General features: G+C 72.6%; 10 protein-coding genes and 1 pseudogene. 7 read left to right on the top strand and 4 right to left on the bottom strand.

Translation table 11 applies throughout. The features are described 5' to 3' along the window. Positions 1 to 37 precede the first annotated feature (37 nt). Entirely contained in the window at positions 38 to 475 is a 438-nt protein-coding gene (locus ACN27J_RS07215; RefSeq protein ID WP_421372140.1) for a hypothetical protein, read from the top strand. A 34-nt stretch (positions 476 to 509) separates the two neighbouring features. Here the strand turns inward: ACN27J_RS07215 and ACN27J_RS07220 are convergent, their stop codons facing one another. From ACN27J_RS07220 to ACN27J_RS07230, 3 genes are all read right to left on the bottom strand, one after another. Continuing rightward, complete coding sequence (locus ACN27J_RS07220) at positions 510 to 1,496, bottom strand: FAD-dependent oxidoreductase (RefSeq protein ID WP_421364698.1); 987 nt, start codon at positions 1,494 to 1,496, stop codon at positions 510 to 512. 153 nt (positions 1,497 to 1,649) lie between these two features. Next, positions 1,650 to 2,387, bottom strand: coding sequence for an AMIN-like domain-containing (lipo)protein (locus ACN27J_RS07225; protein ID WP_421364699.1), 738 nt, complete (start codon positions 2,385 to 2,387; stop codon positions 1,650 to 1,652). Between the two features lie 69 nt (positions 2,388 to 2,456). Further along, positions 2,457 to 3,002 carry a thioredoxin family protein gene (locus tag ACN27J_RS07230; protein ID WP_421364700.1) on the bottom strand — a complete coding sequence of 182 codons (546 nt, stop codon included), beginning with the start codon at positions 3,000 to 3,002 and terminating at the stop codon, positions 2,457 to 2,459. 111 nt (positions 3,003 to 3,113) lie between these two features. On the opposite strand from ACN27J_RS07230, the gene ACN27J_RS07235 reads away from it, so the two are divergent. Together ACN27J_RS07235 and ACN27J_RS07240 are read left to right on the top strand one after the other, a co-directional pair. Continuing rightward, entirely contained in the window at positions 3,114 to 3,992 is an 879-nt protein-coding gene (locus tag ACN27J_RS07235; RefSeq protein WP_421364701.1) for a CPBP family intramembrane glutamic endopeptidase, read from the top strand. Between the two features lie 123 nt (positions 3,993 to 4,115). Continuing rightward, the gene (locus ACN27J_RS07240; RefSeq protein WP_421364702.1) at positions 4,116 to 5,357 is read left to right on the top strand and encodes an FAD-dependent oxidoreductase; all 1,242 of its coding nucleotides are present in this window, start codon (positions 4,116 to 4,118) and stop codon (positions 5,355 to 5,357) included. On the opposite strand, the gene ACN27J_RS07245 is transcribed toward ACN27J_RS07240, so the two are convergent. Further along, on the bottom strand, positions 5,345 to 8,017 hold the full coding sequence (locus tag ACN27J_RS07245) for an MGH1-like glycoside hydrolase domain-containing protein (protein ID WP_421364703.1): 2,673 nt from the start codon (positions 8,015 to 8,017) through the stop codon (positions 5,345 to 5,347). The genes ACN27J_RS07240 and ACN27J_RS07245 overlap by 13 nt on opposite strands. Before the next feature lie 194 nt (positions 8,018 to 8,211). Between ACN27J_RS07245 and ACN27J_RS07250 the strand changes: the two genes are divergently transcribed. From ACN27J_RS07250 to ACN27J_RS07265, 4 genes and pseudogenes are all read left to right on the top strand, one after another. Then, positions 8,212 to 10,143, top strand: coding sequence for an amylo-alpha-1,6-glucosidase (locus tag ACN27J_RS07250; RefSeq protein WP_421364704.1), 1,932 nt, complete (start codon positions 8,212 to 8,214; stop codon positions 10,141 to 10,143). 151 nt (positions 10,144 to 10,294) lie between these two features. Further along, a complete protein-coding gene (locus tag ACN27J_RS07255; protein ID WP_421364705.1) occupies positions 10,295 to 11,629 on the top strand; it encodes a glycosyltransferase family 4 protein in 1,335 nt (444 codons plus the stop codon). A 167-nt stretch (positions 11,630 to 11,796) separates the two neighbouring features. Next, positions 11,797 to 12,597 (top strand): annotated as a pseudogene (locus tag ACN27J_RS07260) (serine/threonine-protein kinase); the annotation flags it as partial. A gap of 136 nt (positions 12,598 to 12,733) precedes the next feature. Then, positions 12,734 to 13,501: a TIGR03089 family protein gene (locus ACN27J_RS07265; RefSeq protein ID WP_421364706.1), complete on the top strand. Its 768-nt coding sequence runs from the start codon at positions 12,734 to 12,736 to the stop codon at positions 13,499 to 13,501. Positions 13,502 to 13,520 lie beyond the last annotated feature (19 nt).

Here is a 13,520-nt window from a genome sequence, read left to right on the forward strand (position 1 = left end):
CCGGCGGGCCCCGCCGTCGATCCTCGAGGAGGTCCTGATGCGTGACCGTCAGGCGCTCGCGTTGGCGTTCGAGGTCCCGGGCCTGCCACCACTGAAGAATCAGACACTGTCCATCTTCACCGCCGGCAATCGGCAGGCAGCGCGGGTCCGTACCCTGCTGACCGCAGCGTGCGACGCGGCGCAGCGCAGCGGCTGGACGCCGCTGACCGAGCCGGTTGCGCTGGAGGTCGTGGTACGCCGCCGCCCCAGCGAGCACCAGTTCGGCCATGCGACGAACTTCCTCGGCGGCATCGGCGACGTACTGCAGGACAAGCGCCATGAACCGGCCGGTGCCGTCGCCCACCTCGGCGTCCTCGTCGACGTGGCACTGTTCGTCACCGACCGGCAGATCCAACGGATCTGCTACCGCGAGGAGTACGCCGACGACCCGTCGTACCAGGTGACGATCGCCGCGCTCGACCAGCCCGACGCCTGAGGCCGGCCCGACGCCTGAGGCCAACGCGGCACTGTCACGCCGCTTCGCTGACCAGCGACGCCACTTCGTCGGCACAGCCCCAGCTCAGCGTCACGCCGGCGCCGCCGTGGCCGTAGCAGTGGATCAGCCGGGTGACCCCGGCCGGCGGCGCGGGATCGGCCTCCACCCGGGCACCGCCGTGCCGCCCGGGCCGCAGCCCGACCCGTTGGGCGAGGACGGCCGCGCCGGCCAGCTCGGGAACGAGGGCGGCGCAGCGGGCCCGGATCGCCCGGCTCGTCGCCGGGTCGGGCAGTTCGCCGTCGACTCCCGGCTCGAACGTGCCGCCGAGCACGACGTCGCGCCGCCGGGGGTGCACGTACGTGGCACCGTCGGGGTGGTGCTCGTCGCGTACCGAGGTGGCGATGCCGGGATTGGCCACCAGCACCACCTGGCCACGGATCGGATGCACCGCAGGGTCGGCGGCCAACCGGCCGGCGGCCAGGCCGGTGGCGTTCACCACCACCGGCGCCAGCTGGCCCGCCTCGGCCAGATCGGACAGGTCACGCTGGCGCAGCACGCCGCCGGCGGCGACGAACTGTCGGGTGAGCCAGTCCAGGTACGGCCGCATCTCCACAGTGGGCACCGTGCACCGCCACTCAGCCACCACCCCACCGGCCGGACCGGAGCCGGCGGCCGGCACCACCGGGGCGACCGGGCAGTAGCGCAGGTCGGGAACGGCCGCCGCCCACCACGGTGGATCGTCGACCGGGGCACGCAGCAGCATCCGGGTCGGTCGCATCACCACCCCCGGGACCGGCTGCCGAGCCTGGTCGGCCAGTTCGTCGAAGGTGCGACGGGCCCAGTCGAGCGCCCGGGACGTGCCGTCGGTCCGGGTCGGGTACCAGACCGCGGCGGCCACCGCCGACACGGTCTGCTCGACGGGGTGGGCGGTGACCACGGTCACCCGTAGTCCCTGTTGCTGCAGCCGGACGGCACAGCTGAGCCCGATGATGCCGGCTCCGACCACCACCGCGTCAGACACCGTCTCTCCTGTCCGTCCCGTCCGCCCGGCCGGTCCGCTCCGGGCGGTACCCGTACCCGCCGGGCCACATCCTGCCGGACCGGGTCACGGTCCCGTGCGACGACCCTAACCGCAGCGGTGCCCGCGCCGGCTCTCAACCGCAGCGGTCGGCGGTCAGTACCCGACATCGACGGCGACGATGAACCGGTCGCCGACGCCGACCTCGGCGACCCGTACCGGCGGCGGCTGGTCCGGCCCGCCGGCCGGGTCGAGACCGAGACCGTAGGTGACCCGGCCCTCGTAGTCGCCGGCGAACCCGTAGCCACGCAGGCTGCCCAGCCGCAGCTGCGGGCCGGGCGATCGCTGGACTGACATCCGGCCGTACGCGTCGTGTGCCTGCGCGGAGACGAACCGGATCTGCAGGAAACAGTCGCCCGCCAGGTCGACCGGCTCCCCCGTGCCTTCGAAGACGATCCGCGGTTGGTAACCGACCTCGTAGGACGGGAATCCGGACCGGAACACGAACGAGATCCGGCTGTACGCCGGGTCGGTGTCAGCGTGGTCGGTGGCCTCGATCTCCACCAGGTACGGCAGCGGCGGAGCCGGCCGAGGTGCGACCGGCGGACGGACGTCGTTGCGGATGACGACGGTCTGCGACGGCACCGCCCAGCCGTACCGCACCTGGTACTCGCCCGGGCCGGGGCCGGGCGGTCCGTCCGGGCCGCTGCGGCTGAGGCCCACCACGGGCGACTCCCGCTGGCCCGCTGCCGGTCCGGGCGGTGTCAGGGTCCCGGCACCGGTTCCGTCCGGTGGCTGGCCGGCGCCGGCTCCCGTCGGTTCGGCCGTGGTACAGCCGGCGGCGGCCAGCAGTACGGCGAGGCTGACGATCATCGGTACGCGCAGATGGGTCATACCGGACTGACGCGCGGCCGCCGACCGGGGTTTACCAGCGGCCGGATCCAGCCCGCACCGACGGTCCGGTCAGGACCGCCACTTGATCGAACAGCCCATGCTCGGCTGGTGCGGCTCGGGCACCGGCTGCCCGGCCAGCACCAGTTCGATCGCGGCCCGCAGCGCCGCCCCGGTGACCGGCTTGCCGTTGCCCGGGGTGGAGTCGTCGAACGCGCCCCGGTAGGCCAGGGTGCGGTCGGCGCCGTACAGGAAGAAGTCCGGAGTGCACACCGCCTGGTAGGCTCGCCCGACCTGCTGGGTGGAGTCGACGAGGTACGGGAACGTCCAGCCGGCCCGCTGGGCCTGCGCGGCGAGCTGCGCGGGGGCGTCGTCGGGGTACGCCTCGGCGTCGTTGGTGCAGATGCCGACGACGGCCAGGGTCGGGAACTCGGTGAGCACCTTGGCCAGTGCGACCTCGACGTGTTTCACGTACGGGCAGTGGTTGCAGACAAAGGCGACGAGCAGCGCCGGGGCGTCGGCGAAGTCGTCGCGGCGGACCACGTGACCGGAGACGTCCGCCAGCGCGAAGTCGGGCGCGGGGGTGCCCAACGGCACCATCTCTGAGGTGACAGCCATGCCCGCCACCCTACCCGCGCGGTCGGCCGGGGCAGCGAAATGCTGAGCGGTGCCGGCCTCGACGCAGTGAGCACGTACACCGGGATGCGACCGCTGGCTACCCTCGGCGCCATGCCGTCACGCGCCGCCGCTCCGGACCGGCTGTTGACCGGGTTCGGGCTGGCGATGATCGGCGGCGCACCGCTGTGGCTGCTCGCCACTGGGCGTACCGAGGTGACGACCTCGGCGGACGTCGAGGCGTCCCCGGTGACGATCCCTGCGGTCGTGGTGCCGTTGGTCGCCGGGATGCTGCTGGCCAGGCTGGTGCCGCCGCGGCTGCCGGCGTTGCAGCCCACGGTTGCCGACGGCCGGGCGGCGCTCACCCGGCAGGTGGTCGGCCTGTGCGCGGTCGCGGTGGTGTTCGCGGTGCTGGTGCTGCTCCTCGGGCCGGGAAGCGTCTGGTACGGCCCGGTGAAGGTCGCGCTGCTGCTCGGCGGTGCCTGGTGGGTGCTGCGGAACTGGCCGGCGCCACCGCCCGGCGGTCGGGAGCATCGACAGTCGCTCCCGGGGCTCTGGTACTGGCTGGGCCCGGTGCCGGCAGTCGTCGGCTGGGCCTGGTTGGCGTACCACAGCCCGCTGACCGGACCGTCCGACCTGTCCGGCTACCGGGCGTACGATCCGATGGTCCTGCTCACGGCGATGCTGCTGACCTTCCTGACCGCGAGTGTGCTGGAGGAGGTCTTCTACCGGCTGCTGCTGCAGACGCGGTTGGAGGCGCTGCTCGGCCGCTGGCCGGCGATCACCGCGACCGCACTGCTGTACGCGGCGATGCACACCCACCGGGTCGGCACCGGTCCGCTGGCTGACACGGTCGCGGTGGTCCTGATGTTCAACGGCGGACTCGGCCTGTTCCTCGGCTACCTCTGGTCGCGGTACCGCAACGGGTGGGCGATCGTCGCCGTGCACGGTGCGGTCAACTCACTCACTCTGCTGCCGCTGCTCGTCGGCTGACCCGCCCGCGTTCAGTCGATCGGTGTCGTTGCCCACACCCCGTCCGATGGGTCGGACGGATCGCCGTGGTCACGCTATCGTCGATTTATTCAACACATGATGAAATCGATGGAGGTGGGCGCGATGGACACTGACACTGCCGACTGTGTGGTCGCCGGTGGTGGACCGGCCGGCATGATGCTCGGCCTGCTGCTGGCCCGAGCCGGGGTGCGGGTCGTCGTCTGTGAGAAGCACGACGACTTCCTACGGGACTTCCGCGGCGACACCGTCCACCCGTCGACGTTGCGGCTGCTCGACGAGCTCGGCCTCGGCGACCAGTTCGCCGCCCTGCCGCAGACCCGGATCCACCAGGTCGCCTTTCCGACCGGCGAGGGCCGGCAGATCGTCGTCGGGGATTTACACCGGTTGCACACCCCGCACCCGTACATCGCGATGGTGCCGCAGTGGGACCTGCTCAACCTGCTGGCCGGGGCGGCGTCGACCGAACCGACCTTCACCCTGCGGATGGGGACCGAGGTGACCGGCCTGCTGCACGACGGTGACCGGGTCGCCGGGGTGCGCTACCGGACCGCGGACGGTGTGACCGGCGAGATCCGCTCGGCGTTGACCGTGGCCTGCGACGGACGCTGGTCGGCGGTACGGCGGGCGGCCGGGCTGCGGCCCCGCGAGTTCCCGGTGCCGATCGACGTCTGGTGGTTCCGGCTGCCCCGACGGGACACCGACGACCTGTCGGGCCTGGTACCGGCCGCCGGCCACGGCGCGATGGTCGTGGTGTTCCCCCGGGAGGGCCACCTTCAGGTCGCCTACATCGCCCGCAAGGGGACCGACGCCGAGCTGCGTAGCCGCGGGCTGGCGGCGTTCCAGCGTCAGGTGGCCACCGTCGCGCCCCGGCTCGCCGACCGGCTCGACGCGCTGACCAGCATGGACGACGTCAAACATCTGGACGTACGGGTGAACCGGCTGCGCCGCTGGCACCGCGACGGGCTGCTCTGCATCGGCGACGCCGCGCACGCGATGAGCCCGGTGGGCGGGGTCGGCATCAACCTCGCCGTCGCCGACGCCGTCGCGGCGGCGACCCGGCTGGCCGAGCCGCTGCGCCGGGGTCGGATCACCCCGGCGGAGCTGGCCACGGTACGGGCCCGCCGGGCCCTGCCGACCGTCGTGGTGCAGACCCTGCAGCAGAGCCTGCACCGCACCATCGTCCAGCCGATTTTGGACGGTCGGCGGGTCGGCCCACCGGCCCCGCTGCTGACCCTGATGCGCCGGTTCCCACCGGCGTCGCTGCTGCCCGCCTACCTGATCGGCATCGGACCGCGTCCCGAGCACGCACCGGAGTACGCCCGCCGGCGGGTTCAGCCCGGCTGACCCCCCCGATCGGCCCGCACGGTCAGGATCAGGTCGGCGACCAGCGCCGTCCAGCCGGTCTGGTGCCAGGCGCCCAGACCGGCGCCGTTGTCGCCGTGGAAGTACTCCGGGAAGGCGATCAGGTCCCGCCAGTCGGGGTGCTGCTGGAACGTCTCGGCGGCACCGTAGATCGGCCGCCGGCCGTACCCGTCGCGCAGGAACAGCGAGATCAGCCGGTGCGACAGGTCGTCGGCGATCGCGTTGAGCGTGCGCTTGGAGCCGGACCGGGTCGGGTACTCGATCAGCAGGTCGTCGCCGAAGAAGGTGGCGAAGTCCCGCAGCGCGCAGACCAGCAGGTAGTTGGTCGGCATCCAGATCGGCCCCCGCCAGTTGGAGTTGCCGCCGAACAGCCCGCTGGCCGACTCGGCCGGCTCGTAGCCGACGGTGAAGTCCTGCCCGCCGAGCGAGACGGTGAACGGTTCGTCGAGGTGCCGCCGGGACAGGGTACGCAGCCCGTACGGGGAGAGAAACTCGTCCTCGTCGAGCATCGGGGCGAGAATCCGCACGATCTGCTCCGGGCCGACCATGGACAGCAGCCGGTGCTGCCGGCCGTCGCCGGCCAGCCGGCGGGCGCCGATCACGTCGGCGTACTCCGGTTTGTTGGTCAGGAACCAGCGCAGCCGGGCCGCCAGCTCGGGCAGCCGGGCCAGGGTGCCGGAGTGCAGCGTGGTGGTGGCGGCCAGCGGCAGCAGGCCGACCACCGACCGCACCTTCAGCGGCAGGGTGTCGCCGTCGGGCAGCCGCAGCTGGTCGTAGAAGAACGAGTCCTCTTCATCCCACAGCCCCTGGTCGTAGGCGGCGGCGGCGATGTAGGCGAAGTGTTCCAGGAACTTGGTGGCGATGTCGGTGTAGGTGTGGTCGTGCACGGCCAGGGTCAACGCCATGTCCAGCATGTTCAGCGCGTACGTCGCCATCCAGCCGGTGCCGTCGGACTGCTCCAGCACCCCGGCCACCGGCAGCGCGGCGGACCGGTCGAACGGCCCGACGTTGTCCAGCCCGAGGAAGCCGCCCTCGAAGACGTTGTTGCCGTTGATGTCCTTGCGGTTGACCCACCAGGTGAAGTTGAGCAGCAGCTTGTGCATGATCCGGGCGAGGAACTCGAAGTCGCGCCGGCCGTCGATGTCGAACACCCGCAGCGCCGCCCAGGCGTGCACCGGCGGGTTGACGTCGGCGAACGCCCACTCGTACGCCGGGATCTGCCCGTTGGGGTGCATGTACCACTCGCGCAGCAGCAACAGCAGCTGGTCCTTGGCGAACTGCGGGTCGACCCGGGCCAGCGTCGAGCAGTGGAACGCCAGGTCCCAGGCGGCGTACCAGGGATACTCCCAGGGGTCCGGCATGGAGATGACGTCGAAGCTGTTCATGTGCCGCCACGCGGCGTTGCGGCCGTGGGCACGCCCGTTCGGCGGCGGCGGGCTGGCCGGGTCACCGGCCAGCCACTGGGCGACGTCGAAGTGGTAGAACTGCTTGCCCCAGAGCACGCCGGCGAACGCCCGACGGGCGACGAGACGTTCGTCGTCGGTGGCGGCGGCCGGGATGACGGTGTCGTAGTAGCGGTCCGCCTCGGCGTGCCGGGCGGCCAGCGTCGCGGCGTGCCCGGCGCCGAGGCTGAGCCGGGGCGGCGGGGTGTTGCCCGGCGGCGGGGCGGTCAACGTCAGCCGCAGCCGGATCCGGTCCTCGCCGCCGGCCGGCACGTCGAGGACGTAGTGCAGTGCGCCCTTGGTGCCGGTCAGCTCCGGGTTGACCGTGTCGGCGCCGTCGACGACGTGGTCGTTGATGCCGTCCTTCGGGTACGGGGTACGCGACGGCAGCCCCCAGAGCCGTTCGGCGTTGCTGTCGTTGTCGCACAGCAGCGGGGTGGGGTCGCCGTCGCCCTGCAGCACCAGCTGCCCGAGCACCCAGTGGTGGCCGATCAGGCGGTCGCCGTCGCCGGTGAGCACCGGGATCTGGTCGCGGCCGGGCAGCCCCCATCCCCAGGTGTTGCGGAACCACAGGCTGGGGAGGACGTGCAGTCGGGCATCGGTGTCGCCCCGGTTGGCGACGGTGATCTCGATGCACATGTCGGTCGGCCCCGCTTTGGCGTAGTCGACGGTTACCGCCCAGTACCGGTCGTCGTCGAAGATGCCGGTGTCGACCAGTTCATACTCGGTCTCGTCGCGGCCGCGCATACCGTTGACCGCGACGAGATCGTCGTACGGAAAGGCGGCCTGCGGATAGTGGTAGCGCCAACGCATCCAGGAGTGGGTGGGCGTGGAATCCTCGTACCACCAGTAGTCCTTCGCGTCCTCGCCGTGGTTGCCGCCGTCGCCGCCCAGGCCGAACATGCGCTCCTTGAGGATCGGGTCCTCGCCGTTCCACAGCGCCAGGCCGAAGCAGAACGTCTGCCGGTCGTCACAGACGCCGGCCATGCCATCCTCGTTCCAGCGGTACGCCCGGGATCGGGCATGATCATGCGGGAAGTAGTCCCACGCCGTACCGTGCTCGCTGTAGTCCTCCCGTACCGTTCCCCATGCCCGCTCTGACACGTAGGGCCCCCATGCCCGCCACGGCTGCTCACCCGCGTCGGCTTCCGCCAACCGGGTGCGCTCCGGATCACGATACGTCCGCCTGGAGTTGACCATGACGGTCATTCTTCCTGGGACGTGTTTCCGGCACTTGTCGGACCGTCACCTTGCCGGCACACCAGCGCCGTTTCGCCGGCCCGGAACCGCTCCGCCACCGCCCAGCACCGCCCGCCGTACCACCGCCCCGCCGTACCACCGCCCGCCACCGGCCCGCAGCCCGCTCTCGCCGGTCGACCAGCCATGGAGGAACATTGCTCGACATCAGCTTCGGACCGCAGGTCTGCGGCGACCTGGCCGCCGGAGCCAGCCGGGAGTGGCTGGTCACCGACGGCCGGGGCGGCTACGCGATGGGCACGGTCAGTGGCCTGCGTACGCGGCGTTACCACGGCCTGCTGGTGGTCGCCGGGGCCACCCCGGCAACCCGGCGGGTCGGGCTGGTCAGCCTGGACCCGGCGGTCACCCTGCCGTCCGGCGCGCAGGTCCGCCTCGGCGTGCACGAATGGGCATCCGGCGTGGTCGACCCGCCCGGTCACACCCTGCTGGAGCGGTTCGACCTGACCGACGGGGTGCCGCGCTGGCGGTGGCGGATCGGCGACGTGGTGATCGAACGGGAGATCGCGATGACGCACGGCTCGCCGTGCGTGGCGGTCACCCACCGGCTGGTCAGCGGCGGACCGGTCACCCTCACCCTGGCCGCGGTGACCACCTGGCGGGACGCGCACGGCGAACGGGACGGGCAGGCTCCCCCGCCGAGGATGGACAACGTCGACGGCGGGACGGTGATCGAGGGCGCGTTCCGGGTACACGGACCGGACTGGGTGCCGGCGGGCAACTGGTGGGACGGCGTGTACCACCGCGAGGAGGCGGCGCGTGGGCTGCGGGCCGAGGAGGACCTGTGGTACGCGGGCAGCTTCACCGCCACCCTCGACGGCCCCGGCGCGGTGGCCGAGGTGACCGCGTGGGCGGAACAGCTGGAACAGGTGCCGGCCCCGGCGGCCACGATCGTCGCCGCCGCCCGGACCCGCAACCGGGCCGTGGTGGCGGCCGCGAAACCGGCCGACGCCGTCGACGCCACGCTGGCCCTGGCCGCCGACGCGTTCGTGGTGCGCACCGGCTCCGGGCCGGACGTGGTGGCCGGCTACCCGTGGTTCGGTGCGTGGTCACGGGACACGATGACGTCGTACGAGGGGCTGTTCCTGGCGACCGGGCGGGCCGACGAGGGCCGGGAGCTGCTGCGCGGCTACGCGGCGACGCTGTCCGAGGGGATGCTGGCGAACACCGCTGACACCGGGCACGTGGAGTACAACACCGTCGACGGCACCCTGTGGTTCCTGCACGCGGTGGACCGGCATGTCACCGCGACCAGCGACATCGACCTGGCGGCCGAGCTGCTGCCGGCGCTGCGCGAGGTGGTCGCGGCGCATCTGCGCGGCACCCGGTACGGCATCCGGGTGGACGAGGCCGACGGGCTGCTCACCGGCGGTGCCGGCGGTGAGGCACTGACCTGGATGGACGCCCGGGTGTACGGGGTGCCGATCACCTCCCGGGAAGGCAAGCCGGTCGAGGTGAACGCCCTGTGGGTCAACGGGCTGGCGGCGGTGAGCGAGCTGGCGCAGCTGGTGGACGGTGACCCGGGGGCGGCGACGAGCGTGTACCCGAAGGCGCAGGAGTCGTTCCGGGCCCGCTACCCGGCCCCGTCGGGGTGGCTCTACGACGTGCTGGACACTCCGGCGCAGTACCCGTTGGGCGGGGATCCGCACGCCGACGACGACGCGCTGCGGCCGAACCAGCTGCTCGCCTGGTCGCTGCCGTACGCCCCGTTGGAGCCGGACCCGGCACCGCTGCGGGCGATCGGCGCGGCGCTGCTGACCCCGCTGGGTCTGCGCAGCCTGGCCCCGGACTCGGCCGGCTACCTCGGGCAGCACCGGGGCGGCCCGGCCCGCCGCGACGGCGCCTACCACCAGGGCACGGTCTGGCCGTGGCTGATCGGCCCGTACGTGTCGGCGGCCCGGCGGGCCGGTCTGGACGTCTCCGACGTGTTCCTCGGGCTGACCGCCCACCTGAGCGAGTACGGACTCGGCTCGGTCAGCGAAACGGCTGACGGGGATCCGCCGCACGGCGCCACCGGCTGCCCGTTCCAGGCGTGGTCGGTGGCCGAACTACTCCGGGTCCGACAAGTCTGATCAGTTGCTGTTACATCAGCGCAACGCGAATGTCTTCCCTGGTTATCCCGTTGCCGGCAGTATCGTCGGCAACCCAAAGACGCGTCAGCACCCGCAATAGGTGTCTGATCGCGCATGTCCGGTGCCGATTTGAATTGAGGGGGGTCTGTCGATGTCACCTGCCGCCGACGTGATCGACATCCGCGCACCACGGTCGCAGCGGATTCTGATGCTGTCCTGGGAGTACCCACCCGTCGTGGTGGGCGGACTGGGCCGACACGTACACGCCCTCTCCGTCGCCCTCGCCAACGCCGGCCACGAGGTCACCGTCGTCACCCGCCACGCCCCCGGCGCCCCCCTCGAGGAATACGCCGACGGCGTCCGCATCATCCGCGCCGCCGAAGACCCACCCCTGTTCCCCCTCGCCACCCCCAGCCTCCTCGCCTGGACCATGGCCTTCAACCACACCCTCACCCGCGCCGCCCTGCGCGCCACCCAGACCGCCGAATACGACGTCATCCACGCCCACGACTGGCTCGTCGCCCACACCGCCATCACCCTCAAGGAACACCTCGACATCCCCCTCGTCGCCACCATCCACGCCACCGAAGCCGGCCGCCACCAAGGCTGGCTCCCCGACGAGATGAACAAGTCCATCCACTCCATCGAGCACTGGCTCGGCCACGAGTCGTGCCGGGTGATCGCCTGCTCCGGCTACATGCGTTGGGAGGTCAGCCACCTGCTGGAGCTGCCGGCGTCGCGGGTGGACGTGATCGCCAACGGGGTGAACGACCGGGTGTGGCGCTCGTCGACGCGGGCGGTGGCGGCGGCCCGCGAGCGGTACGCCGCCGACGGGCCGCTGATCGGCTTCGCCGGCCGGCTGGTCTACGAAAAGGGCGTCCAGCACCTGATCGCCGCGCTGCCGTGGCTGCGGCAACGCCATCCCGGGCTGCGGGTGATCGTCGCCGGCGACGGGCCGTACCGGGGTGAGCTGCAGGCGCAGGCCGCGCGGCTCGGCGTCGCCGATCTGATCGATTTCGCCGGGTTCATGACCGAGTCGCAGCTGCCGGCGGTGCTGGGCGCGACCGACGCGACCGTGGTGCCGAGCCTCTACGAGCCGTTCGGCATGGTGGCGTTGGAGGCGGCGGCGGCCGGCGCGCCGCTGGCCGTGTCGGCCACCGGCGGGCTCGCCGAGATCGTCGAGCCCGGCGTGACCGGCACGACGTTCCGGCCGCAGGATCCGCACGGGCTGGCCCAGGCGGTGCACACGCTGCTCTCCGACGAGTTGTTCGCCCGACGGGTGGCCCGGTCGGCCCGGCAGCTGGTGACCCGGCGGTACGGCTGGGCGACGATCGCGGCGCAGACCGCCGCCACGTACGCCGCCGCCGTGCGCGAGGCGCCGGGCTTCAACACCCGGCGGGCCGCCGCACAGTTGGCCGGCGGGGCGGGCAAACTCGTCGTGCCGGACGGCAACCTGCTCGCGGCGGTCGGCGGCGCCGTCTCGTAGGCGGCTTCAGCTGCTCATCGGCAGCGCGGTTGCTCGTCGGCAGGATACTCGGCTGTTAGGTCACCCGGTGCAGCGAAACGGTGGATGATGGCCGCTTCTCCAGCTGATCCGGCATCGTCAGCCCACGACTACTGTATGCAGTCGTGGGCTGACGATGGGAGACGGTGATGGTGCGACCGCAGCTGATCGCGGACCGCTACCGGCTCGTACGTCCGGTCGGCAGCGGCGGGATGGGACGGGTCTGGCTGGCCCGCGACGAGGTCCTGCACCGCGACGTCGCGGTCAAGGAGGTGCTGCCCCCGGACTGGATGAACGACGCCGAACGCGAGGCGCTGCGCCGCCGTACGCTGCGGGAGGCGCGCAGCGCCGCCCGGCTCAACCACCCCAACGTGGTCCGCATCTACGACGTACGGCACGTCGCCGGCTGCCCGCTGATCGTGATGGAGTACGTCCGGTCCCGCTCGCTGCACCAGGTCGTCGCCGAGGACGGCCCGCTGCCGCCGGTGCGGGTTGCGGCGATCGGCCGGCGGGTGCTGGCCGCGCTGCGGGCCGCGCACGGCCACGGGGTCCTGCACCGCGACGTCAAGCCGCACAACGTGTTGATCGGCGACCGGGGCCGGGTGGTACTGACCGATTTCGGACTCGCCACCCTGGACGGCGACGGCTCGATCACCCGGACCGGGATGGTGATCGGCTCGCCGCAGTACATCGCCCCGGAGCGCGCCCGCGACGGGGTGTCCACCGTGGCGGCCGACCTGTGGTCACTCGGCGCCACGCTGTACGCCGCCGTCCAGGGCCGTTCCCCGTACGCCCGGTCGACCCCGATGGCGACGCTGACCGCGCTGGCCACCGCGCCACCGGACCCGGCGACCCGGGCCGGGCCGCTGCGGCCGGTGCTCGCCGGGCTGCTGCGCCGCGACCCGAGACGACGGCTCGACGTGGACGAGACCGACCGGATGCTGCGCCGGGTGACCGCCGGCACCCCACCCGGCGCCACCGCCGTGAGCTGGCCCCGGCTGCGCGACGTGGCCGCGCGGTTACGGGTTCCCGGCGCGCTGACCCGGTAGGGTCGGCCGCGACGACCATTCACACCCTGGAGTACGCATGGACGCGTCCGCCCTCGCCAGCGCGCCCGGCCTGGGCATCTACCCGGGCGACCCGACGACGCCCCTGCTGACCTGCTACGACGACGCCACCGGCGAGCGGACCGAGCTCTCCGCCACCGCGCTGGGTGCCTGGGCGGCCCGGACGGCGGCGGTGCTGCGCGACGGCTGCGGGCTGGTCGCCGGCGACCGGGCGGCGATCCTGCTGCCGCCGCACTGGCAGACCGCCGCCGTTCTGCTGGGTGCCTGGTCGATCGGGGTGTCGGTGTCGATCCGGCTGGCCGCCACCGCTGGCCTACCGGTGATCGAGCCGGGTGGCGACGAGCCGTTGGACGCGGTGTTCGCCGCCCGTGGTCGGATCGACGACTGGTTGGAGGACGTGCCCGGGGCGCGGCACCGGTTCATGCTCGACGTCGGTGCCCGGGCGGCGGCGGGCACCCCGCCGCCGGAGGGCTACCGCGACTTTCTCGCCGAGGCGTGCCGGTACTCCGGTCAGCCACCGGCGTACGGGCTGGTCCGGCCAGGTGATCTGGCCAGCGTGGACGGGACCAGTTACGCCGAGTGGGGTTCACTGGCGCTGGAGATCGCCGCGCAGCAGGACGTCACCGCCGGTGACCGGGTGCTGGTCGACGGCGGCCAGCACGAGCACCCGCTGTTCTGGCTGCTCGCACCGCTCGCCGTCGGCGCGAGCGTGGTGCTCTGCGTCAACCTGGACCCGGACCGGCTCGACCCCAGGGTGGACAGCGAAGGAGTCACCCGGGTGCTCTGACCGCCGTACCGGTGTGGAC

The organism is Solwaraspora sp. WMMB762, from assembly GCF_049179115.1.
Taxonomy (GTDB): domain Bacteria; phylum Actinomycetota; class Actinomycetes; order Mycobacteriales; family Micromonosporaceae; genus Micromonospora_E.

Excerpts from the sequence above, each read along its gene's own strand:
- ACN27J_RS07230 (WP_421364700.1), bottom strand. The coding sequence starts at position 3,002 with ATGGCTGTCACCTCAGAGATGGTGCCGTTGGGCACCCCCGCGCCCGAC.
- ACN27J_RS07245 (WP_421364703.1), bottom strand. The coding sequence starts at position 8,017 with ATGGTCAACTCCAGGCGGACGTATCGTGATCCGGAGCGCACCCGGTTG.
- ACN27J_RS07235 (WP_421364701.1), top strand. The coding sequence starts at position 3,114 with ATGCCGTCACGCGCCGCCGCTCCGGACCGGCTGTTGACCGGGTTCGGG.
- ACN27J_RS07240 (WP_421364702.1), top strand. The coding sequence starts at position 4,116 with ATGGACACTGACACTGCCGACTGTGTGGTCGCCGGTGGTGGACCGGCC.
- ACN27J_RS07255 (WP_421364705.1), top strand. The coding sequence starts at position 10,295 with ATGTCACCTGCCGCCGACGTGATCGACATCCGCGCACCACGGTCGCAG.
- ACN27J_RS07225 (WP_421364699.1), bottom strand. The coding sequence starts at position 2,387 with ATGACCCATCTGCGCGTACCGATGATCGTCAGCCTCGCCGTACTGCTG.
- ACN27J_RS07215 (WP_421372140.1), top strand. The coding sequence starts at position 38 with ATGCGTGACCGTCAGGCGCTCGCGTTGGCGTTCGAGGTCCCGGGCCTG.
- ACN27J_RS07265 (WP_421364706.1), top strand. The coding sequence starts at position 12,734 with ATGGACGCGTCCGCCCTCGCCAGCGCGCCCGGCCTGGGCATCTACCCG.